Genomic DNA, 21,623 nt, shown 5'->3' with positions numbered 1-21,623 from the left:
ATTTGTCCGGACAAGTTTCAACGGGGATCGCCGCCATGGACACGCATGTCGCCCGCTCGGCCGAAGCCGAGGAGGAGGCCGCCCTCCTCGACACCATCGCCAAGTGGCTGGACCGCGACGTGCGCCCGCATGTGCTGCGGCTGGAACATGCGGATGAATGGCCGGCCGAGATGGTCGAGCAGATGAAGGAACTCGGTCTGTTCGGCGCCACCATCCCGGTGGAGTATGGCGGGCTCGGCCTCTCGGCCACGGTCTATGCGAAGATCGTCGAGAAGATCGCGGAAGTGTGGATGTCGCTCTCCGGCATCTTCAACAGCCACCTGATCATGGCCGCCTGCGTCTCCCGCCTCGGCACCGATGCACAGAAGGCGGAATGGCTGCCGAAATTCGCCAGCGGCGAGATCCGCGGCGGGCTGGCGCTGACCGAGCCGGATTGCGGCACGGACCTGCAGGCGATCCGCACCCGCGCGGTGCGGGATGGCGACCACTACATCGTCAACGGCACCAAGACCTGGATCAGCAACGGCATCCACGGCTCCTGCTTCGCGCTGCTTGTGAAGACGGACAGCGAGGCGAAGCCGCGCCACAAGGGCATGTCCATGCTGCTGGCGCCGAAGGGCCCCGGCTTCTCGGTTTCGAAGAAGCTGGAGAAGCTGGGCTACAAGGGCATCGACAGCGCCGAGCTTGTCTTCGACGACTACCGCGTGCCGGCCGCCAATCTCATCGGCGGGATCGAGGGCCAGGGACTGCAGACCGCGCTGGGCGGTCTGGAGCTGGGCCGAATCAACGTGGCGGCCCGCGGCTGCGGCCTCGCCTCCGCCGCCCTGATGGATTCCGTCCGCTACAGCCAGATTCGGAAGACCATGGGCAAGCCGATCTGCGAGCACCAGGCGATCCAGCTCAAGCTCGGCGAGATGGCCACGCGGGTGCAGGCGGCGCGGCTGCTGACCTATGACGCGGCGCGCATCTACGATGCCGGCCTGCGCTGCGACATGGAGGCCGGCATGGCGAAATACTTCGCCAGCGAGGCTGCGGTGGAGAACAGCCTGGAGGCGCTGCGCATCCACGGCGGCTACGGCTATTCCAAGGAATACCATGTGGAGCGCTACTATCGCGACGCACCCCTGATGTGCATCGGCGAGGGCACGAACGAGATCCAGCGCATCATTATCGCCAAACAGCTGGTCGAGCGGTTTCCGGCGTGAGCGGGTCCGATGACCGCAGCGGCGAAGGCCGCGAAGGTCTGAATCGGCCCCGCCAACCAAAGCTTCCGTTGGCCGGCCTCCGGATCATCAGCTTCGAACAATTCGGCGCCGGCCCCTTCGCCACCATGAACCTCGCCGATCTCGGCGCCGAGGTGGTGAAGGTGGAACAGCCGGCGGCCGAGGGCGAGTTGCCGGGCGACATCGCGCGCCACACCGGCGGGCATCCGCTCGGCGAGAATGACAGCCAGTACTTCCAGACCTTCAACCGCAACAAGCGCAGCCTGACGCTCGACCTGCGCAAGCCCGGCGCGCGGGATGCGCTGCACCGCCTGGTGCGGGATGCGGATGCGGTGCTGAACAATCTGCGCGGCGACCTGCCGGCGAAGCTCGGCCTGGACTATGCCGCGCTGGGGCAGGTGAAGCCCGGCATCGTCTGCGTGCATCTCTCCGGCTATGGCCGCACCGGCCCGCGCGCCGCCTGGCCGGCCTATGACTATCTGGCCCAGGCCGAGGCCGGCTTCTGCGCCATGACCGGCGAGCCGGATGCGCTGCCGGCGCGCGCCGGCCTGTCGCTGGTCGATTTCCTCTCCGGCCTCACCGCAGCCACCGCGCTGCTCGCCGGCGTGATGGGCGCGCGCGCCAGCGGGCGCGGCTGCGACATGGATGTGTCGCTCTATGACGTGGCGATGCAGAACCTGACCTATGTCGCCACCTGGTACCTGAACGACAGCACCGTGGTGCCGCGGCGGCCGCGCGGGGGGCATCCCTCCGTCGTGCCCTGCGAGATGTTCCCGACAGCCGATGGCCATGTCTTCGTCATGTGCATCAAGCCCGGCTTCTGGCGCAGCTTTTGCGAAATTGCCGGCGTGCCGGAGCTCGTCGCCGACCCGCGCTTCAAGGGCTTCGACGATCGGCTGGCGAATCGCGAGGATCTCATGCGCGCACTCGATCCGGTGATGCGCGCGCGCAACTCCGCGCAATGGGTGGAGGCGCTGGCGGGCAAGGTGCCGGTGGCGCCCGTGCTCAGCCTGGCCGAGGCGCTGGACAACCCCTATTTCCGCAGCCAGGGCGGCGTGCTGGAGCTGCCGCATCCGGCACGCGGGGACCTCAAGGTGGTGGCCAGCGCCATCAAGCTGGACGGGCAGCGCCTGCCCGGCTGCGCCGCCCCCGCCCATGGCGCGGATAGCGCGGCGGTGCTGGCGGAGGCCGGCTACACGGAAACGGAAATCGCCCAGTTGCGGGCGCTGGGGGCGGTCTGACCATGAAGGTGCAGGGCATCCGCGTGCTGGACCTGTCGCTGTTCCTGCCGGGGCCGTATCTCACCACGGTGCTGGCGGATCACGGCGCGGAGGTGATCAAGCTGGAACCGCCGAGCGGCGAGCCCGTGCGCAGCATCGGCCAGCGCGCCGGCGGGCACAGCGTGTGGTTCCGCAACATCGGTCGCGGCAAGAAATCCATCGTGCTGGACCTGAAGAAGCCCGAGGAGCTGGCCGCCTTCCGCGATATCGCGCGGACCTGCGACGTGATGGTGGAGGCCTTCCGGCCCGGCGTCGCGGATCGCCTCGGCATCGGGGCCACCGCGATGACGGCGCTGAACCCGCGGCTGGTCTATTGCTCCATCTCCGCCTTCGGCCAGGACGGGCCCGAAAGCCGCCGCCCGGCGCATGACCTGGCGGTGGAGGCGCTGGCCGGCACGCTCTCCGTCAATTTGGGCCAGGATGGCAAGCCGACCAATCCCGGTATTCCCGTGGCGGATGTCACCGCCTCCCTCCTCGCGCTATCGGGCATCCTGATGGCGCTGCTGCGGCGCGAGACAACGGGCCGTGGCGACGTGATCGACATGGCGATGTTCGACGCCACCCTGTCCTGGCTGCCCAACGCCACCGGCGCGGTCTTCGGCGAGGACCGCGCGCCCGTGGTCAAGCACGAGCGCCAATGGGGCGGCGGCGCCTTCTACGGCATCTATCCGACGCGCGACGGCAAATGGGTGGTGCTCGGCGGCAGCGAGCACAAGTTCGTCGAGACGCTGCTGCACGCCCTGGACCGCCCCGACCTGATCCCCGGCGCCTCCGGCCCACCCGGCCCCGGCCACGAACCTGCTCAAACCTTCCTGCGCGAGATTTTTGGCACGCGCACGCGCGATGAATGGGAGGCCTGGTTCGCCGGCCGCGACGTGTGCTTCGCGCCGGTGCTGGACCTGAAGGAAGCCTTCGCGGGCCCGCAAGTCGCGGCGCGGCAAATGCTGGTGCGGGATGAGGAGGGCAACCTTCATATCGGCCTGCCCATCAAGTTCCGCGACGAGCCCGGCCAGCTGAACCCCCGCCTGCCCGCGCTCGGGGAACACACGGCCGAGGTGGTGGCTGAGGCGCGGCGGCGCCTTTCGCAATAGCGCTACATCGCGCGGCGCATCGCATCCCACTGATTTGCCAGCACATCGCGGAATGGCGGCGCGGCGATACGGATCAGCCGCTCTGCCCGCTGGTCCAGATCGGCATGGCGCAGCTCCGCCACGCCATGTTCCGTCACCACCACATCGATATCGGCGCGCGTGATCGCCACGGGCGTGCCGGCGGCGAGAGCCGGCACGATGCGGCTGATCCGGCCGCCGCGACCGGTCGAGAGCAGCGCCGTCACCGCCCGCCCGCCCGGGCTGCGCCGCGCGCCACGCACAAAATCCGCGACGCCGCCATGGCCGGAGATCTGCCGGCCCTCGATCACCTCCGAATTCGCCTGGCCGAGCAGGTCCACCTCCACCGCCGCATTGATCGCGACGAGGTTCGGAATCGCGGCGAGCCGCCCGGCATCATGCGTCTCCGACACCGCGCGGAAGGCGATGCGGCTCTCCCGCGCCACGCGGTCATACAGCGCCTGGGTGCCGAGCGCCGTGCCGGTCGTCGCATGCTCCAGCGCGCCGGCATCCAGCAGCGCGGGCACGGCGTCCGAAATCATGCCAGCATGAAAGCGCAGGCGCCGATGCCCGCGCAGCGCGCCGAGCACCGCGGCCGCCGCCGGGCCGATGCCCGCCTGCACCGTATCGCCATCCCGCACGAGCGCCGCCGCATGCACAGCCAGAGCCTGCAAGGCCTCGCCGGGTTCCTCCAGCGGCAGCAGCGGATTGGCTGAGGGCCCGTCGACCAGCGCGTGCAGCCGATCGAGCGGCAGCCTCACGCCATCCGGCACATCGGGCAGCGCGGGATCGACTACCGCCACCAGCGTGGCACCGGCCGCGACCAGCGCCGGGACGAAGTCATGCGCCAGCGCGAGGGACACGCTGCCATCGCGCGGCCCGGCGCATCGGAAGATGGCCATGTCCGCCTGCGCCGGTCCGCGCAGCCAGGCCTCGGCCGCCGAATAGTGCAGCGGCCGAAAGCGCACGCGGCCCGCGGCCAGGCCCGGTCGCAACTCCGGCGTCATGAAGGCCACCTCCACCGGCGCGATGGCGGAGAGGTCGCGACGGTTCACGCCCGGCACCGGCAGCGCGATCAAGGTGCTGCCCGGCAGCGCCCCCATCGCATCCAGCACGGCGCCGGGCTCGCCACCGCAACCGGCGATGAAGATGCGCAGCCCTCGCGGTAGCGCGGCGACGAAAGAGGCTGGCGAGATGGCTTGCATGGCGGGCATGCTTCCGTTGATATGTCCGGACAAGTTTTCTGTCCAACGGGATCGTACCTTGCCGTCATTGACCGAGGATCTCGTCGCCCTGTTGCATCGCCCGATCACGCGGGCGGACCGGCAGCGCGCGGCGCTGCATCTGCTGGACTGGATCGGCTGCGCCGTCGCCGGCGCGGCGAGCGAGACGGGTGCGGTGTTCCGGGCGCATGCCGCGCGGCAACCCAAGGGGGCGGCCCGCATCATCGGTGGCGGCACTGCAAGCGCGCGCGACGCGACCTTCGCGAATGGCGCCTTCGGCAATGTGCTGGAGATGGATGACGTGCATCGGGAGGCGATCCTGCATCCCGGCCCGGTCATCGCCCCCACAGCCCTGGCACTCGCCACCGAGCGCGGTGCGGACGGCCTGGCGCTGCTCGATGCCATCCTGCGCGGCTATGAGGCCGAGATCCGCATCGGCCGCGCCATGGGCCCCGCGCATTACCGGCAGTTCCATCCCACTGCGAGTTGCGGCCCCTTCGGCGCGGTGGCGGCGGCGGCCTCGCTGCTCGGGCTGGATGACCGCGCCACGGTCTGGGCGCTCGGCAATGCCGGCACCCAGGCCGGCGGCGTCTGGCAATGCCGGTCGGAGCCGGTGATGACGAAGCAGCTGCACACAGCGCGCGCCGCCGTGATGGGGCTGGAGGCCGCGCTGCTCGCTGCCGATGGCCTGACCGGCCCGCGCGGAATCCTGGAGGGCCAGTTCGGCGTCTTCGCCGGCCTGGCGCCCGATGCGCGGCCGCAGCGCGTGCTGGCGGAACCCGACGCGCCCTGGATGGTGCATGCCACCAGCTTCAAGCCCTGGCCCGCTTGCCGCCACTGCCATGCCAGCATCGATGCGGCTCTGGAACTGCACGGCATTCCGCTGGCGGAGATCGCGACGGTGGAGGTCGCCAGCTATGGCGATGCCATCGCCTTCTGCGACCGGGTGACGCCCGAGAGCGTGGTGCAGTCCAAATTCTCCCTGCAGCATGCGGTCGCCGTGGCGCTGCGCGATGGCCCGCCGCCGCTCGCCGCCTTCACCCCGGCCGGCTACCAGGATGCCGAACTCGCCGCGCTGCGCGCGAGCGTGACGCTGCGCCAGGACGAGGCACTGCACGCCGCCTATCCGCTGCGCTACGGCGCCGCCGTCACCGTCACGCTGGCCAATGGCAGCCGCCGGCAGGCGGTCGTGCCGGATGCGCTGGGCGATCCCGAGAACCCGCTGCCGCCCGAGCGCATTCTCGACAAGGCCCGCATGCTGATGGCCAGCGTCGGCGTGGATGCTGCGCGGATCGAGGCCATCATCGCCGCGACGCTCGCCTTGCCCGATGGCGCCCCGGCCGCGGCACTCGATACCCTGCTTCCCTGACCGCAAAGGAACCGCCCGGCATGCCGGTCTTCGACTATGTCACGGCCATGGACCATCCGGCGCTGCTGCGCGACTACCCGATCGGCCCGGATTTTCCCCAGGCGCTGCAGGGCGTTTCGCGCGATGCGCTGCGGGCGCGGCAGGAAGCCGATTTCGCGAAGATCATGGCCTTTGGCTGGAAGGTGCCCTTCTACCAGCGGCTCTGGGGCGCCAAGGGCATCGAGCCGGGCGATATCAAGGGCCTGGACGATCTGCCGAAGCTGCCCGCCTATGACAAGTCGGACCTGATGGCCTCGGTCGCTGCCTATCCGCCGCTCGGCGATTTCCACGGCCAGGATGCGCATCCGCCGGAGCGCCGGCCCCAGATCATCTTCCACACCACCAGCGGCACCACCGGCACGCCGCAGCCGCTGCTCTTCGGCGCCAAGTCGCGCGAGGTTCAGAACCGCCTGCTGGCGCGCATGTACCTGATGGCCGGCATGACGCGGGACGATGTGGTGCATTCGGTCTATGGCCACGGCATGATCAATGGTGGCCACTATATCCGCGAGGCCGTGCACCACTGGGTCGGCGCGCGGTTCCTCTCCGCCGGCACGGGCGTGGAGACACGCTCCGCGCAGCAGATCTTCATCATGAAGCAGTTTGGCGCCACCGCGATCGTCGGCTTCGCCGACTACATCAAGCGCCTGTCCGATGTGGCGCGGGAGGAAGGGTTTGAGCCCGGCCTCGACATCCCCATCCGCCTGATCTGCGCGCATCTCGGCAGCGAGACCCAGGCGAGCCTTTCCGCCGCCTGGGGCGGTGCCGCGGTCTTTGACTGGTACGGCGTGGGCGATACCGGGATCATCGCCGGCGAGGGGCCGGACCGCAGCGGCATGCACATCCAGGAGGATGCTCATGTGCTGGAGATCGCCGATCCCGATACCGGCCTGCCGGTGCCGGAAGGAACGCTCGGCGACATGATCTGCACCTGTCTGTTCAAGGACGATATCTTCCCGATCATCCGCTTCAACACGCATGACGTGACGGAGGAAGTGCTGGGGCCGAATCCGCTCGGCATTCCCTTCCGCCGCATGAAGGGATTTCTGGGGCGCAGCGACAACATGGTGAAGCTGCGCGGCATCAACCTGTTCCCCACCGGCATCGGCGCGCTGCTGGTGGAGCAGGCGGAAGGTGCGACAGGTGAATTCATCTGCCGTGTCAGCCGTGCGGATGGGCGCGATACGATGACCGCGCATCTGGAAATCCGTGGCGCGGCGGAGCCCGCGATGCAGGAAAAGCTGGAGGCCATGCTGCGCATGCGCCTCGGCGTCGAGATCGGCGTGGCGCTCTGCGCGCCGGGTTCGCTCGCCGCGCTGACCCAGGTGGAAAGCCGCCAGAAACCGATCCGCCTGGTCGACGACCGCCAATGAGCGGCAGCGACATCCCCGCCCTGCTCGATCGCATCGCGCGGGAAGATCCAGCGATCGGCGCCTTCTGGCAGGTGGATGCGCCGGGCGCGCTGGCCACACCGCGGCGCGGCGACGGCGAACTCGATGGGGTTGCGATCGGCATCAAGGACAATGTCGATGTTGCGGGGCTGCGCACCACCGCCGGCATCGCCGCCTTCCGCAATCGCGTTGCCACGACGGATGCGCCCTGCGTGCGCGGGCTGCGCGCGGCCGGGCTGGTGATCCTCGGCAAGCTGGCGATGCATGAGGGAGCGCTGGGCGCGACGACGGATACTCCCGGCTTCGGCCGCTGCATCAACCCGCTGCGCGAGGGCTTCACCCCCGGCGGCTCCTCCGGCGGGTCCGGCGCCGCGGTGGCGGCGGGCTTCGTGCCGCTGGCGGTGGGCAGCGACACGATGGGGTCCGTCCGCATTCCGGCCGCCTATTGCGGCGTGGTGGGGCTGAAGCCGACGCAGGGGCTGATCGGGCGCAGCGGCGTCGTGCCGCTCTCCCCGGCGCTCGACACGGTCGGCATGCTGACGCGCACGCCGCGCCTGGCGGCGCTGGGGCTGGAGGCGATGCTGTGCGACGATCCGGAGGATCCCGGCTGGCGCCCCACGCCCACCGGGTGGCGCGCCGTGGCGGAGGCCCCGCCGCGCCTGGACGGCTTGCGCATCGGCCTGCCGGAACCGGTGCTGGCCGCGACCATGGAGCCCGAACTGCGCGCCGCCTGGGCGGCTGCCGCCGTCCGGCTGCGGGAGGCCGGCGCGGTGGTGGAGCCGGTGCCGATGCCCGCCTGGAATCCCTCCGTCGCACGACGCGCCGGCCTGCTGCTGGTGGAAGCCGAGGCGGCCGCCCTGCATGCCGAGCTGGTCGATGACCCTCAGGCCGCCTCGCCCGGCTTCCGGGCCGCCCTGGCCTATGGCCGCGATGCCGGCACGGTGCGACTGGTGCGCGCGCTGCATCGGCTGGAAGAGGTGAAAGCCGCCGCGCTGCGGGCGCTGCAGTCCTGCGACGCGCTGCTGATGCCCACCGCGCCGCAACGCGCCTTCGCCCATGGCACGCCGGCGCCGGTGGATCAGGCGGATTTCACGGCGCTGGCCAATTTCGCCGGCCTGCCTGCCATCGCCCTGCCCTGGCCGGCGCAGGATGGCGGCCTGCCGGCCTCCGTGCAGCTGGTCGGCCGCCCCTATGCCGAGGCGCTGATCCTCGGCATGGCGGAGCTGCTCATCGCGCCGTGAAGCGCGCCGGACGCTTGGCGAGGAAGGCGGCGGTGCCTTCCGCGAAATCCGCGCCGTGGAACTGCGCCTCGAACAGCGCGTGCAGCTCGGACGCCGCCGGCGGCGCCCCCGCCTCGATCGCCGCCACCATCCGCTTCACGGCGCGCAGCGCGGGGCGGGAGGAGGCGGCAAGACTGGCCAAGTAGGCCTCGCTCGCGGCGGCGAAATCCTCGACGGGGAAAAGCCGCTCCACCAGGCCGATGCGCGCGGCTTCCGCGGCCTCCACCATGCGGGCGGCGAAGAGCATCTCCTTCGCGCGCCCCGCACCCACGGCGCGCATCAGCCGCTGCGTATCGGCCTGGCTGTAGATCAGGCCGAGTCGCACGGGCGTGACGGCGAAACGCGCATCCTCCGCCGCCAGCCGCAGGTCGCAGGCCAGCGCCATGGCGACGCCGCCGCCGACGCAGGCACCGCGGATGCAGGCCAGCACAGGCTTTGGGCAATCGGCCAAGGCCTGCACGGCCTCATGGATCAGGGTATTGCTGGCGCTCGCGGCCTCCGCCGTCGCGTAGCTCTCCTCGAACTCCGCGATATCGGCACCGCCGCAGAAATGGGCACCCTGCCCCGTCAGCGCGATCACCGCGATGTCGGGATCTGCCACCGCCTGCGCCACAAGGCCCGGCAGGGCGGCCCACATGGCGCGTCCCATGGCATTGCGGCGCGCGGGATTGTCGATCAGCAGGGTCGCCACGGCGCCGTGGCGCAACAGGTGCAGGGTCATGGCGAGAGCCTAACCCGGGCCGGGCGAGTTGTCCGTACAAATTCCTTGTCGAACGGCACGCCCCATGCTTGGCTTCGGGCAAGGGGCCATCGGGACGAGGAGTGGGACCATGCAGCGACGCGATGTGATGCGGGTGGCAGGGGGTGCCGTGTTGGCTGGCGCGATGGCGCGCGGTGCCAGCGCACAGGCGCCGGTGCGCTGGGACATCTCGCTGCCCTGGGGCCCGACGGAATTCCATACGATCAATGCCCAAAACTTCGCCGCCGAGGTGAAGAAGGCCACCAACGACGCCGTGCAGATGACGGTGCATCCGGGCGGTGCGCTCGGCGTGCGCGCGAATGAGACGGTGCGCTCGGTCGGCGATGGCGTGGTGCCGATGGCGGAATCGGCCGGCTTCCAGAATGTCGGCGACCTGCCGCTGCTGGGCATCGAGAGCCTGCCCTTCCTCATCGCCAATTACGACGAGCTGCAGGTGATGCACAGCCTGGTCCGCGCGACCTGGGAGCGGGAGCTGGAGCGGCGCGGCGTGGCGCTGGTCTATATGGTGCCCTGGCCGACGCAGAACTTCTATTTCAAGAAGCCCATCGTCACCGCTGCCGACCTGCGCGGCGTGCGCATGCGCACCTATGACCGGGTGACGGCGGAGATGTGCACGCGGCTCGGCATGGTGCCGCAGCAGCTGAACAATCCGGATGTGGTCCCGGCGCTCGCCTCCGGCCGCGTCGATGCGGTGATGACCTCCGGCACCACGGCGGTCGCGCAGCGCTACTGGGAATTCCTCAAGCACGCTTATACGACCAACCACCTCTGGGCCACCAACCTGATGCTGGTGAACCTGGAAAGCTGGCGCCGCCTGCCGGCCGCCACCCGCACCACCATCCAGGAGGTGGCGAAGCGGATGGAGCCGGAGTTCTGGAACGTCTCCAAGGCCGAGCATGCGACGCGCATGGCGGAGCTGCAGCGCAATGGCATGACGGTGGAGGAACCGGCTCCGGCGCTGGTGCAGGCGATGCGCGCGGCGACCGCGACCATGGCGGATGACTTCGCCCGCGCCAATCCGGCGGCGGGTCCGATCATCCAGGAATTCCGCCGGCGCGTCGGGCGGGCGTGAGGCCTTCAGCCGGGGCTCGCGGCCAGCGTCTCCACACGGCGCATCACCGCGGCCCCGGCCCTGGCCCAGCATTGATGGCCATGAATCAGGATGGCGATGCCCAGCGCCTCCATGATCTGGCCGGGCGTCAGGCCGGCGCGCAGCCCGGCCTCGGCATGCGCGACGGCGCCCTCCACATGGCCGGCCGCGACGTCCAGCACGATGAAGACCAGTTCCTTGCTCGCCAGCGGCAGATGGCCCTCGGGCGGCAGGCGGTAGGCGGCCTCGCGCGCCATGACATAGGCGGCGAAGGCCTCCGGCGCATGGCGGCGCAGCAGCGCGACGCTCTCGGGCACGGCGCCCAGCGTCGCTTCGAAATGTTCGGCCTTGTCGGCCATGACGGGATCCTTCCAATGCCTCTGCCACCCAGCGTAACGCGACGCCGATGCGGGATGCGAGGGCAGCCGCGATGACCGCGCTGCTTCGTGGCGTCGATGCGCTCTGCACCCTCGGCGCCTGGGTCGCCGCCGTCTCCGCCGCGCTGCTCGCGCTGATCCTGATCGTCGAAGTGCTGGCCACCAGCTTTTTCAACTGGTCGCAGCCCTGGGCGGTGGAATACGCCATCTACCTGCAGTGCTTTGTGCTGTTCTGCGGCGCCGGCTGGGCGCTGCGGCAGGGCGGGCATATTCGCGTCGCGGTGCTGCTGCAGGCCCTGCCGCCGGCGGCGGCGCGGCTGCTGGACATGGCCGGCTGCGTCTTCGCCATCGGCGTCATCGGCTTCGCCACCACGACGCTGTGGCAGCAGACGCTGCGCAGCTTCGATTTCGCCAGCACCTCCTACTATCCCATGGCCACGCCCACCTGGATCCCGCAGTTGCTGCTGACGCTGGGCGTCACGCTGCTGCTGCTCGGCTTCGTCGCGCGGCTGCTCCGGCTGCTGCGGCGGGAGGTGCCGGACCTCGGCGACGGAATGGCAAGCGGAGGCGTGGAATGACCGCCCCCCTCCTGCTCGTCCTCGGCATGCTGGTGGTGACGCTGGCGGGCGGCGTCTGGGTCGGCGTCGCGCTGATGTCGATCGGCATCGTCGCGCTGGAGGCCTTCCGCGACATGCGGGTGGACCGCTTCCTGGCCGGCGATATCTGGTCCAGCGCCACGGCGGTGGAGCTGGTGACCCTGCCGCTGTTCATCCTGATGGGCGAGATCCTGTTCCACACGCGGCTGTCGGAGAATCTGTTCAAGGGCCTTTCGCCCTGGACACGCTGGCTGCCGGGGCGCCTGGTGCATGTGAACGTGCTGGGCTGCACGCTGTTCGCCGCGGTCTCGGGCAGCAGCGCGGCCACCACGGCGACGGTCGGGCGGATCACGCTGCAGGAGTTGCTGGGCCGCGGCTATGACCGCCGGCTTGCCGTGGGTTCTCTCGCCGGTGCGGGCACGCTGGGCTTCCTGATCCCGCCCTCCATCCCGATGATCGTCTATGGCGTCGTCGCTGATGCCTCGATCCTCGAACTGTTCATGGCGGGCCTGGTGCCGGGGCTGGGCCTGGCGCTGATGTTCATGGGCTACATCGCCTTCCGCGCCTGGATGGACCCGACGCTGGTGCCACCGAAGGAGCCGGCGATCCCGCTGGCGGAGGCGCTGCGCGCGCTGCTGCAGCTGGTGCCCATCGCCTTCCTGATCCTCTTCATCATGGGCAGCCTGTATTTTGGCTTCGCCAGCATCACGGAGGCCGCGGCCATCGGCGTGCTGGGCGCGCTGCTGGTGGCCGTGGCTCAGCGCACGCTGACGCTGCGCGGGATGTGGGGCGCGCTGCTCGGCACGGTGAAGACCTGCTCGATGATCGGGCTGATCATCGTCGGCGCGCTGTTCCTGTCCAAGGCCATGGCGCGGCTGGGCCTGCCGGCGGATGTGGCGAATGCCATCCAGGGCTGGGGCCTGCACCCCTACATGCTGATCTTCGTGCTGCTGCTGTTCTACCTCGCGCTGGGCTGCATCCTGGATGGCCTCTCGGCCATCGTCATGACCCTGCCGGTGACGCTGCCGCTGGCCGTGGCGGCGGGCTTCGATCCGATCTGGTTCGGCGTCTTCCTGATCATCACCATCGAGATGGCGCAGATCACCCCGCCGGTCGGCTTCAACCTCTTCGTCATCCAGGGGCTGACCAGGGAGAACATCTTCCGCATCGCCGGCTATGCTTGGCCCTTCTGCGTCATCATGATGGTCTTCACCGCTCTGATCACCCTGTTCCCGCAGATCGTCACGGCGCTGCCGACCTCGCTGCGCGGATGAGCGGGGGCCTGGGCGGGCTGATCCGCCGCAACGGCCTGCCGCTGATCGCGGCGGGTGCCCTGGCCGGCATCGCCCTGCCAGGGCTGGCGGAGGCGACGCGGCCAGGGCTCGTGGCCATCTCCATCGTCGTCATGCTGTTCGGCCTGCTGCGGATCGAGCCCGCCGCCTTCGGCCAGGTGCTGCGGCGGCCAGGCCTGGCGCTGCTGATCCTGCTCTGGGTCACGCTCGGCGTGCCGCTGCTGGTCTGGCTGGTGCTCGGCGCGATCCTGCCTGCGGGGTCGACCTTCCTCGCCGCGGCGGTGCTGATGTCGGCCACGCCCTCCATCATGTCGGCCGCCGCCTTCGCCCTGCTACTCGGCGCCGATGCCGCGCTGCTGACGGTGGTGGCGATTCCCTCCAATGCGCTGGCGCCGCTCTGGCTGCCGCTGGTCGCGGGGCTGATGGGTGTGGGCGCGCAGGTCGATCCGCTCGACATGGCGATCCGCCTGGCCGTGATGGTGGGCAGCAGTTTTGCGGGCGCGGCCGTGGTGGTCTGGACGCTCGGCAGGCCCCGGCTGCGCCAGGCGGCGCCGACCATCGATGCCTGGCTCGTCGTCCTGGTCACGCTGTCCGCCCTGCCCTGCATGGCCGGGGTGGGAGAGGCGCTGTCCGCAAGGCCGCTGCAGTTCCTCGGCATGATCGGCTTCGCGCTGGGGCTGAACCTGCTGCTGCAGGCGCTGGGCTACCTGGTCTTTCGGCCGGCGCCGGTAGCGGGAGCTTTGTCCGCAGCCCTGGTCAGCGGATCGCGCAACATGGTGCTGCTGCTGGCCGCACTCGGCGCGCCGGGGGACAGCGACCTCGGCCTGATCGTGGCCGCGGCGCAACTCACGCTCTTCATCATGCCGATGCTGGTCGCACCGGCCTATCGGGCCCTCGCGCGCCATCGCGCGATGCGCTAGAAATTTGTCCGGACAAATTGGGAGAACGCAGCATGGTGCAGACGCATGCCGAAGTGGCGCCGAACCGCTTCCGCGAGAGCTTCGGCCGCTATTTCGAGGATTTCGCGCCCGGCCACATCTATGAGCACCGGCCGAACCGCACGATCACCGAAACCGAGAACACCTGGTTCACGCTGCTGACGATGAACCAGCACCCGATGCATTTTGACGCGGAATACGCCAAGCATTCCGAATTCGGCCGCTGCATCATCTGCTCCCCCTTCACCGTCGCGCTGCTGGTGGGGATGAGCGTCAGCGATGTCTCCCAGAAGGCGATCGCCAATCTCGGCTGGAAGGAGATCAAGCTGACCTTCCCGCTGTTTGCCGGCGACACCCTCTCGGGTGAGAGCGAGGTGCTGGACAAGCGCGAATCGAAATCCCGCCCGAATGCCGGCATCGTCAATGTCCGCACCCGCGGCTTCAACCAGGATGGCAAGCTGGTCTGCGAATTCGACCGCACCATGCTGATCGCCAAGCGCGGCTTCGACGTGGAGAAGAAGGCGAATTACTGAGAGGCCATTTGAGAACAGCAGCCGGTCGGTCCCGCGGCGCTTTTCCGCCCCTGCGTCGCGCCTCGGGCGCGCTGCTCGCGCGACGCCGGATTTGCCGATGCAACCAGCATCGGCTGCATCCGGCGCCTGGCAGGGACGAAAAATCGCCTGCGGGCCCTCAGCGGCCGCCATTCTCAAACGGCCTCTGACCGGTCTGGACAGCCCGGCACCACCGCTTAGGCTCCGGCATTCCAGACCTGCCGGAGCGGCCTTCCATGGATCGGTTCTTCGAACTCAGCGCGCGCGGCACCACGCCGCGCACCGAAGTCCTGGCCGGCCTCTCCACCTACCTGACCATGGTCTATATCGCCGTGGTCAATCCCTCGATCATGGCGGCGGCCGGCATCGACCAGGGGGCGGCCTTCGTCGCCACCTGCCTGGCGGCCGCCATCGGCAGCCTGCTGATGGGGCTGCTGGCCAATTATCCCATCGCGCTGGCGCCGGGCATGGGGCTGAACGCCTATTTCGCCTTCGTCGTGGTGGGCGCCATGGGCATTCCCTGGCAGGTGGCACTGGGTGCCGTCTTCGTCTCCGGCCTGCTGTTCTTCCTGGTCTCGGTGCTGCGCATCCGGGAATGGCTGATCAACGGCATCCCCATGTCGCTCAAGCTCGGCATCGCCGCGGGCATCGGCTTCCTGCTGGCGCTGATCGGCCTGCAGGGCATGGGCCTGGTGGTGGCCAATCCGGCCACCATGATCGGCCTGGGTCGCGTGACGGCGCCGGGCACGCTGATCGCCTGCGCCGGCTTCCTGCTGATCGCGGGGCTCGCGGCCCGCGCCGTGCCGGGGGCCATCGTGCTGGGCATCCTGGCCACCGCGGCCATCGGCCTGCCCTTCGGCCTGACCGAGTTCAAGGGCCTCATCTCCCTGCCGCCGTCGCTCGCGCCCACCTTCCTGCAGATGGATATCGCCGGCGCCCTGCAGCTGGGCCTGGTCGCGATCGTCTTCACCTTCTTCCTGCTGGACCTGCTGGACAATACCGGCACGCTGATCGCCACCGCCCACCGCTCCGGCCTGATGAACCCGGATGGCACGGTGCCGCGGCTGGGGCGGGTGCTGATGGCCGATAGCGGCGGCGCGATGATCGGCGCGGCGCTCGGCACCTCCACCACCGTCAGCTATATCGAGAGCGCGGCCGGCATCCAGGCGGGCGGCCGCACCGGGCTGACGGCGGTGACGGTCGCCGTGCTCTTCCTGCTGACCCTGTTCCTCGCGCCGCTGGCCACCGCCATTCCGGCCATCGCCACGGCCCCGGCCCTGCTCTTCGTCGCCTGCCTGATGGCCAAGGGGCTGCAGGACCTGGCCTGGGACGATGCCACGGAATACCTGCCGGCGATCCTGACGGCGCTGGCCATGCCCTTCACCTTCTCCATCGCCACCGGCCTCGGCCTCGGCTTCATCACCTATGCGCTGATCAAGGTGATGGCTGGCCGCGCGGCGGAGGTGCATGGCGCCGTCTGGCTGCTGGCCGCCATGTCGGTGGTGAAGTTCGCCCTGGCCTGATGCTCAGCGCGGGCCGAGGGGATCCAGCCCGGCCCGTCGCAGCTCCCCCTCCAGCCGCCCGGTCAGCAGCAGCCAGGCCATCCGCAGGTCGCTGCCGAGCGACCAGAGCGGATGGCCGAAGGTGGCCGGCCGGCTGTGCTCGATCAGCAGGTGCGAGGCCCAGGCCGCGCCATAGCCGATGACCAGCGCCAGCAGCATCAGCCAGGCCGGCCCCGCCACCAGGCCCCAAAGGAAGACCACCAGCCCGGCGACCGTTCCCGCCGCGTGGATGGCGCGGGTGCGCGGATGGGCATGGGCGCGCAGGTAGTGCGGCCAGAATTCGGCATAGCTTTCCGGATGCGGGGTCGCGGGATTTGGCGGCGTCATGGCGGGTCCAGGATAGGCGAAGGCCGTGGGCCTCGTGGCAAAATTCTGCACGAAACGCTTTCCCTGGCGCCCTGCCCCAGCCACCCTGCCGGCGATGCAACTTCCCAGCGCCCTCACCCCGCTCCGCCACCCCGCCTTCCGCATGCTCTGGCTGGCCAATCTGTGCAGCAACACGGGCATGTGGATGCAGAACACCGGCGCCGGCTGGTTGATGACCTCCCTCGCCCCCTCGCCGCTGATGGTGAGCATGGTGCAGGTGGCCAGCCTGCTGCCGGTCTTCCTGCTGGCCCTGCCCGCCGGCGCCCTGGCGGATATCGTCGATCGCCGGCGCTTCCTGATCTTTGCCCAGGCCTGGATCGCCGGCGCCGGCACGCTGCTGGCGATCCTCGCCTGGACCGGGCAGCTCGGCCCCTGGGGGCTTGTGGCGCTGACCTTCGCCATCGGCGTCGGCACGGCGATGAATTCCCCGGCCTGGGCGGCGACGACGCCGGAGACGGTGCCGCGCCAGGACCTGACCGGGGCCATCGTCCTGAACGGCATCGGCTTCAACCTGTCGCGCACCATCGGCCCGGCTCTGGGCGGCTTCACCGTGGCGGCGGCGGGGGCGGAGGCGACCTTCGCGCTGAACGCCGTCTCTTTCCTCGTCGTCATCCTGGCCCTGGTGCTGTGGAAGCGGGAGGCACCGCGGGCGAGCCTGCCGAAGGAGCACTTCCTGTCCGCCATCCGCGCAGGCCTTGGCTATACCCGGGCCAGCCCGGTGCTGCGCGGCATCATGCTGCGCGGCTTCGTCTTTTTCCTGTTCGCCGCCGTGCTCTGGGGGCTGCTGCCGCTGCTGGTGCGCCAGCAGCTGGGGCTCGGGCCCGAATGGTTCGGCATCATGCTGGCCGCCATGGGCATCGGCGCGGTGGGCGCCGGCTTCCTGCTGCCCTCGCTCCGCGCCCGGCTGGATCGCAGCGGCACGGTGACGGCGGCGGCGGTGCTGACCGGGGCCGCCCTGGTGCTGCTGGGCCAGGCGACGCATTGGGCGGTCGCCATGCTCGCCATGCTGCTCTACGGCGTCGGCTGGCTGGCCGGGGCTTCCACCCTGCAGGCCTCGGCGCAGCTTTCGGTGCCGAGCTGGGTGCGGGCGCGCGCCATCGGCATCTACCAGCTGGTGACCTTCGGCGGCCTGACCCTGGGGGCGGGCTTCGGCGGCTGGGGCGGGGAGAGCTTCGGCATCGGCTATGCCATGGGCCTGTCCGGGGTGCTCTGCGCGGTCACCGGCCTGCTGGTGCGGCGCTACCCGATCGAGGCGCCCTCCGCTGAACTGGCCGGCCAGGCCGGGGATGCCAGCCCGCCGGCCGTGCCGCGGCCCGAGCCCGCCGCCCAGTCCCTGGCCGCGCTGCTGAACGATGACAGCGGCAGGGTGCTGGAGGCCGTGCGCTACCGGATCGACCCCGCCGACCGCGCTGCCTTCCTGGCCGCCATGGCCGCCTGCCGCCAGGTGCGGCTGCGCAGCGGCGCCCAGGGCTGGCGGCTCTATGAGGATGTCGCGCATCCCGAGCTGTGGGTGGAGCTCTGGCTGATGGAAAGCTGGACCGAGCATCTGCGGGAGGAGGAGCGGATGACAGAATGGGACCGCAGCATCCTCGCCCGCGCCGCCGCGCTGCATCGCGGGTCGGCGGCGCCGGAGGCTGCGCGCTACCTGAATGTCATGCCCGGATTGCCGGGCTGAGGGGATGCAACGCCAGGGCCGGTCGCTACGTTAGGGCCGACGCAACAGCAATGGAGACACCCTCCCCCATGGCCAAGTCCGCCCCCAAAAGCCGCAACGACCTGCAGGACAATACCAAGGCCGCCTCGATCGAGGTGCTGCAGGCCTGCCTGACGGACAGCATCGACCTGTATAACACCACGCGCCAGGCGCATTGGAACGTGAAGGGCCCGAACTTCCACGGCCTGCACCTGATGTTCGAGACCTTCTACGGCACGCTGGAGGGCGACATCGACCTGCTGGCGGAGCGCCTGGTGCAGCTCGGCGGCACGGCGATCGGCGCCAGCCAGAATGTCGCGTCCAAGACTCGCCTGGCCGCCTATCCGGCCGATCTGAAGGCCGGCGCGGACCATGTGACGGCGCTGATGGATCGCTACGCGGCGCTCGCCAAGTCGGTGCGCGAGGGCATCGACGAGACGGATGAGGCCGGCGATGCCGATACCGCCGATATCCTGACCAATGTCTCGAAGAACCTCGACAAGGCGCTGTGGATGCTGGAGGCGACGGCCACCAACTGAGCCGCCGCCTGATCGCGCCCCGCGCGACCAAGGCCTTGCGCTTTGGTTGTGCGGGGCGCGGCCGGCCGCTATCTTGGGCCGGAACTTGAGAACACAGCATGAACGACTTGTTCAAGGCCAGCCGCGCCGCCAAGCCCGTACCCAAGCCCGCCGCGCCTGCAGCCCCCGCGCCGTCCGACTATTCCGCCAAGGATATCGAGGTCCTCGAGGGCTTGGAGCCGGTTCGGCGCCGCCCCGGCATGTATATCGGCGGCACCGATGAGAACGCCCTGCACCATTTGGCGGCCGAGATCCTGGACAATTCCATGGACGAGGCCGTGGCCGGCCATGCCGACCGAATCGAGGTCTCGCTGGAGGCCGACAGCTGGCTGACCGTGCGCGACAATGGTCGGGGCATCCCGGTGGACCCGCATCCGCGCTTTCCCAAGCTTTCGGCGCTGGAGGTGATCCTCACCACGCTGCATTCGGGCGGCAAGTTCTCCGGCAAGGCCTATGAGACCTCGGGCGGTCTGCATGGCGTCGGCTCCTCCGTCGTCAATGCGCTGTCGGAGCGCATGGAGGTGGAGGTCGCGCGTGACCGCACCCTCTATGCCCACGCCTTCGAACGCGGCCGGCCGGTTCAGAAGCTGAAGACCGTGGGGCCCGTGCACAATCGCCGCGGCACGCAGGTGCGCTTCAAGCCGGACCCGGAGATCTTCGGCAAGCAGCTGCTGAACCCGGCCCGGCTGCACCGGCTCTGCCGGTCCAAGGCCTATCTCTTCCGCGGGGTGGAGATCCGCTGGTCCTGCGACCCGAAGCTGGTCGAGGGCACGGACACGCCGGCCCAGGCGGTGCTGCATTTCCCGGGCGGGCTGTCAGACTTCCTGGCCGCCTCCGTCGAGGGGCGTGCCCCCGTGGTGCCGACCCCCTGGGCCGGCGAGGCCAGCTTCCCGGAAGGCGCCGGCCGCGCCGAATGGGCGGTGACCTGGCTGGACCACGGCGACGGCTTCCTCTCCACCTACGCCAATACCATCCCGACGCCGCAGGGCGGCACGCATGAGGCCGGGCTGCGCGCCGCGCTGGTGAAGGGCCTGCGCGCCTATGGCGAGCTGAAGAAGGAACGCCGGGCGGCCAATGTCACGGCCGAGGATATGCTGGGCGGCCTGGCCGGCATGCTCTCCGTCTTCATCCGGGATCCGCAATTCCAGGGTCAGACCAAGGACCGCCTGACCAGCCCGGAAGCGGCGCGCCTGGTGGAAGCCGCGCTGCGCGACCATTTCGACCATTGGCTGGCCGGCGACCCCGGCCGCGCCGACAACCTTCTGGCCTGGTGCATCGAGCGGGCCGAGGACCGCATCCGGCGCCGTGAACAGAAGGAAACGCCGCGCAAATCCGCCACCCGCAAGCTGCGCCTGCCCGGCAAGCTGGCCGACTGCTCCCGCGAAGGTGTCGATGGCACGGAGCTCTTCCTGGTGGAGGGCGATTCGGCCGGCGGCTCCGCCAAGCAGGCGCGCGACCGGGAAACCCAGGCGGTGCTGCCGCTGCGCGGCAAGATCCTGAACGTCGCCAGCGCCAGCGCCGACAAGCTGCGCCAGAACCAGGAGCTGCGCGACCTGATCGAGGCGCTGGGCTGCGGCGCCGGGGACCGCTTCGACCTGGGGAAGCTGCGCTACGGCCGCATCGTCATCATGACGGATGCGGATGTGGACGGCGCGCATATCGCCGCCCTGCTGATGACCTTCTTCTACAAGGAATTGCCGGAGCTGGTGCGCCAGGGCCGGCTTTTCCTGGCCCAGCCGCCGCTGTTCCGGCTGCAGGCCCAAGGCAAGACCGTCTATGCCCGCGACGATGCGGACCGCGAGCGGCTGCTGAAGAAGGAATTCAAGGCGAACCAGAAGGTGGATGTCAGCCGCTTCAAGGGCCTCGGCGAAATGCCGCCGGCCTCTCTGAAGGAGACCACCATGGATCCGAAGCGCCGCACCCTGCTGCGCGTGGTCCTGCCGCCGGAGGAGCGGGCGCGGACTTCGGAACTGATGGAAGCGCTGATGGGACGGCGGCCGGAGCTGCGCTTCCGCTTCATCCAGGACAATGCCGCGAAGCTGGACGAGGAGGCGGTGGACGCCTAAAGCACCATCCGATGAAACTGGATCAGTGTTGTCGGATTTCGTGCCTTAGAAACAATAGCTTGTAGAGCACGAAATCCGTCCGAGAGGACGCATCTCGTACTCTAAGGCACCCACCCCGCTCTCTCAGCCGCGCGCGGCCTGGGCGATTCCGACGACGAAGGGCAGCGGGTCCACCGGGCGGACCTGCCGTACCGGCGAGGTGACCTGCACCTTAAGATAGCGCCCGGCGGCGCCGCCGACGCAGAGCAGCGTCTGCACCTGGGCGCGGCCATAGGTGCTGCGCAGGTCCACGCATTGCAGCGCCGCCTGGCCGGGCACGGCGATCTCGGATCGCACGCCCTCGGTAATGCGCTGGCTGGTGCGCTGGTCGGCCAAAGCGAGCGCGTCCTGGACCGCGGCATTGAACTCCCGCTGGATCGCGGCCGAGGCCACCTCCTGCGGAACCATCGCCTCGCCGCGGTCGTAGATGCTGACCGTGGAGACGGCGCTGCGTGCCGGCCCGGCATAATCCACGGCAAGGCCGAAGCCCGGCCGGTCGCGCTCATGCCAGGTGGTTTCGCCGCGGCTGAAGCTGGCGACCTCGGCGGGCAGCCGGGCCGCCATCTGCTCCAGGCTCGGCCGGCTTCCGGCACGCCCGGTCGCCGCGCCATCACGGCCTGGCCCCTCGGCGCAGGCCGCGAGTGCGACCAGCGCCGCGAGGACCGGAAGCGCGGCGCGCCTCATCCCTCGTTCCGCTTGGTGATGTGGCGCGTCAGGTCCACCATCAGGGTGGCGACCACCGCCAGCACCGCCACATGCAGCACCGTTGCGAGGACCCAGAGGCTGATCGGGAAGACCCCC

General features: G+C 69.9%; 20 protein-coding genes. 15 read left to right on the top strand and 5 right to left on the bottom strand.

What is annotated here, in order from left to right; translation table 11 throughout:
- Positions 1–35: 35 nt before the first annotated feature.
- The 3 genes from J3S20_RS17270 (at position 36) to J3S20_RS17260 (ending at position 3,594) form a co-directional block, all read left to right on the top strand.
- The gene (locus tag J3S20_RS17270) at positions 36–1,205 is read left to right on the top strand and encodes an acyl-CoA dehydrogenase family protein (RefSeq protein WP_216837760.1); all 1,170 of its coding nucleotides are present in this window, start codon (positions 36–38) and stop codon (positions 1,203–1,205) included.
- Between the two features lie 68 nt (positions 1,206–1,273).
- Complete coding sequence (locus J3S20_RS17265; RefSeq protein WP_216837759.1) at positions 1,274–2,464, top strand: CaiB/BaiF CoA transferase family protein; 1,191 nt, start codon at positions 1,274–1,276, stop codon at positions 2,462–2,464.
- A 2-nt stretch (positions 2,465–2,466) separates the two neighbouring features.
- Entirely contained in the window at positions 2,467–3,594 is a 1,128-nt protein-coding gene (locus tag J3S20_RS17260; RefSeq protein WP_216837758.1) for a CaiB/BaiF CoA transferase family protein, read from the top strand.
- Between the two features lie 2 nt (positions 3,595–3,596).
- Here J3S20_RS17260 and J3S20_RS17255 read toward each other — a convergent pair whose 3' ends face one another.
- Positions 3,597–4,826 carry an acetyl-CoA hydrolase/transferase family protein gene (locus tag J3S20_RS17255; protein ID WP_216837757.1) on the bottom strand — a complete coding sequence of 410 codons (1,230 nt, stop codon included), beginning with the start codon at positions 4,824–4,826 and terminating at the stop codon, positions 3,597–3,599.
- A 49-nt stretch (positions 4,827–4,875) separates the two neighbouring features.
- Between J3S20_RS17255 and J3S20_RS17250 the strand changes: the two genes are divergently transcribed.
- Genes J3S20_RS17250 through J3S20_RS17240 form a run of 3 tightly spaced genes read left to right on the top strand, consistent with a single transcriptional unit; the run spans position 4,876 to position 8,875 of the window.
- On the top strand, positions 4,876–6,204 hold the full coding sequence (locus J3S20_RS17250) for an MmgE/PrpD family protein (RefSeq protein ID WP_246602962.1): 1,329 nt from the start codon (positions 4,876–4,878) through the stop codon (positions 6,202–6,204).
- A gap of 20 nt (positions 6,205–6,224) precedes the next feature.
- Positions 6,225–7,616 carry a phenylacetate--CoA ligase family protein gene (locus tag J3S20_RS17245; protein WP_216837756.1) on the top strand — a complete coding sequence of 464 codons (1,392 nt, stop codon included), beginning with the start codon at positions 6,225–6,227 and terminating at the stop codon, positions 7,614–7,616.
- Positions 7,613–8,875 (top strand): amidase, encoded by a 1,263-nt coding sequence (locus J3S20_RS17240; protein ID WP_216837755.1) that lies wholly within the window; start codon positions 7,613–7,615, stop codon positions 8,873–8,875. Before J3S20_RS17245 ends, J3S20_RS17240 begins: the two co-directional genes overlap by 4 nt.
- Here J3S20_RS17240 and J3S20_RS17235 read toward each other — a convergent pair.
- On the bottom strand, positions 8,862–9,635 hold the full coding sequence (locus J3S20_RS17235) for an enoyl-CoA hydratase/isomerase family protein (RefSeq protein ID WP_216837754.1): 774 nt from the start codon (positions 9,633–9,635) through the stop codon (positions 8,862–8,864). The two genes, J3S20_RS17240 and J3S20_RS17235, sit on opposite strands and share 14 nt — an antisense overlap.
- Positions 9,636–9,744: 109 nt before the next feature.
- Here J3S20_RS17235 and J3S20_RS17230 point away from each other — a divergent pair, with 109 nt between their 5' ends.
- A complete protein-coding gene (locus J3S20_RS17230; protein WP_216837753.1) occupies positions 9,745–10,746 on the top strand; it encodes a TRAP transporter substrate-binding protein in 1,002 nt (333 codons plus the stop codon).
- A 5-nt stretch (positions 10,747–10,751) separates the two neighbouring features.
- Here the strand turns inward: J3S20_RS17230 and J3S20_RS17225 are convergent, their stop codons facing one another.
- The gene (locus tag J3S20_RS17225; protein WP_216837752.1) at positions 10,752–11,123 is read right to left on the bottom strand and encodes a carboxymuconolactone decarboxylase family protein; all 372 of its coding nucleotides are present in this window, start codon (positions 11,121–11,123) and stop codon (positions 10,752–10,754) included.
- A 71-nt stretch (positions 11,124–11,194) separates the two neighbouring features.
- Between J3S20_RS17225 and J3S20_RS17220 the strand changes: the two genes are divergently transcribed.
- The 5 genes from J3S20_RS17220 to J3S20_RS17200 all read left to right on the top strand — a co-directional run bounded on the left by J3S20_RS17220 (position 11,195) and on the right by J3S20_RS17200 (position 16,041).
- Entirely contained in the window at positions 11,195–11,719 is a 525-nt protein-coding gene (locus J3S20_RS17220) for a TRAP transporter small permease subunit (RefSeq protein WP_246602961.1), read from the top strand.
- Entirely contained in the window at positions 11,716–13,011 is a 1,296-nt protein-coding gene (locus tag J3S20_RS17215) for a TRAP transporter large permease (RefSeq protein WP_216837750.1), read from the top strand. Before J3S20_RS17220 ends, J3S20_RS17215 begins: the two co-directional genes overlap by 4 nt.
- Positions 13,008–13,949, top strand: a complete 942-nt coding sequence (locus J3S20_RS17210; protein ID WP_216837749.1) for a hypothetical protein — start codon at positions 13,008–13,010, stop codon at positions 13,947–13,949. Before J3S20_RS17215 ends, J3S20_RS17210 begins: the two co-directional genes overlap by 4 nt.
- Before the next feature lie 32 nt (positions 13,950–13,981).
- A complete protein-coding gene (locus J3S20_RS17205; protein WP_216837748.1) occupies positions 13,982–14,500 on the top strand; it encodes a MaoC family dehydratase in 519 nt (172 codons plus the stop codon).
- A gap of 254 nt (positions 14,501–14,754) precedes the next feature.
- On the top strand, positions 14,755–16,041 hold the full coding sequence (locus J3S20_RS17200; protein WP_216837747.1) for an NCS2 family permease: 1,287 nt from the start codon (positions 14,755–14,757) through the stop codon (positions 16,039–16,041).
- A 3-nt stretch (positions 16,042–16,044) separates the two neighbouring features.
- Here the strand turns inward: J3S20_RS17200 and J3S20_RS17195 are convergent, their stop codons facing one another.
- Positions 16,045–16,407 carry a DUF962 domain-containing protein gene (locus J3S20_RS17195; RefSeq protein ID WP_216837746.1) on the bottom strand — a complete coding sequence of 121 codons (363 nt, stop codon included), beginning with the start codon at positions 16,405–16,407 and terminating at the stop codon, positions 16,045–16,047.
- A 94-nt stretch (positions 16,408–16,501) separates the two neighbouring features.
- Between J3S20_RS17195 and J3S20_RS17190 the strand changes: the two genes are divergently transcribed.
- The 3 genes from J3S20_RS17190 to parE all read left to right on the top strand — a co-directional run bounded on the left by J3S20_RS17190 (position 16,502) and on the right by parE (position 20,783).
- The gene (locus tag J3S20_RS17190; RefSeq protein ID WP_216837745.1) at positions 16,502–18,121 is read left to right on the top strand and encodes an MFS transporter; all 1,620 of its coding nucleotides are present in this window, start codon (positions 16,502–16,504) and stop codon (positions 18,119–18,121) included.
- Between the two features lie 68 nt (positions 18,122–18,189).
- Positions 18,190–18,678, top strand: coding sequence for a DNA starvation/stationary phase protection protein Dps (dps, locus tag J3S20_RS17185; protein WP_216837744.1), 489 nt, complete (start codon positions 18,190–18,192; stop codon positions 18,676–18,678).
- Positions 18,679–18,776: 98 nt separating this feature from the next.
- Positions 18,777–20,783 carry a DNA topoisomerase IV subunit B gene (gene parE, locus J3S20_RS17180; RefSeq protein ID WP_216837743.1) on the top strand — a complete coding sequence of 669 codons (2,007 nt, stop codon included), beginning with the start codon at positions 18,777–18,779 and terminating at the stop codon, positions 20,781–20,783.
- Between the two features lie 123 nt (positions 20,784–20,906).
- Here parE and J3S20_RS17175 read toward each other — a convergent pair whose 3' ends face one another.
- A complete protein-coding gene (locus J3S20_RS17175) occupies positions 20,907–21,506 on the bottom strand; it encodes a hypothetical protein (RefSeq protein ID WP_216837742.1) in 600 nt (199 codons plus the stop codon).
- Between the last annotated feature and the right edge of the window lie 117 nt (positions 21,507–21,623).

It is taken from the genome of Falsiroseomonas tokyonensis, from assembly GCF_019024325.1.
GTDB classification, from domain to species: Bacteria; Pseudomonadota; Alphaproteobacteria; order Acetobacterales; family Acetobacteraceae; genus Falsiroseomonas; species Falsiroseomonas tokyonensis.
The sequence above is the reverse complement of the archived record's forward strand: the minus strand, read 5'-3'. Positions and strand labels throughout refer to the sequence as shown.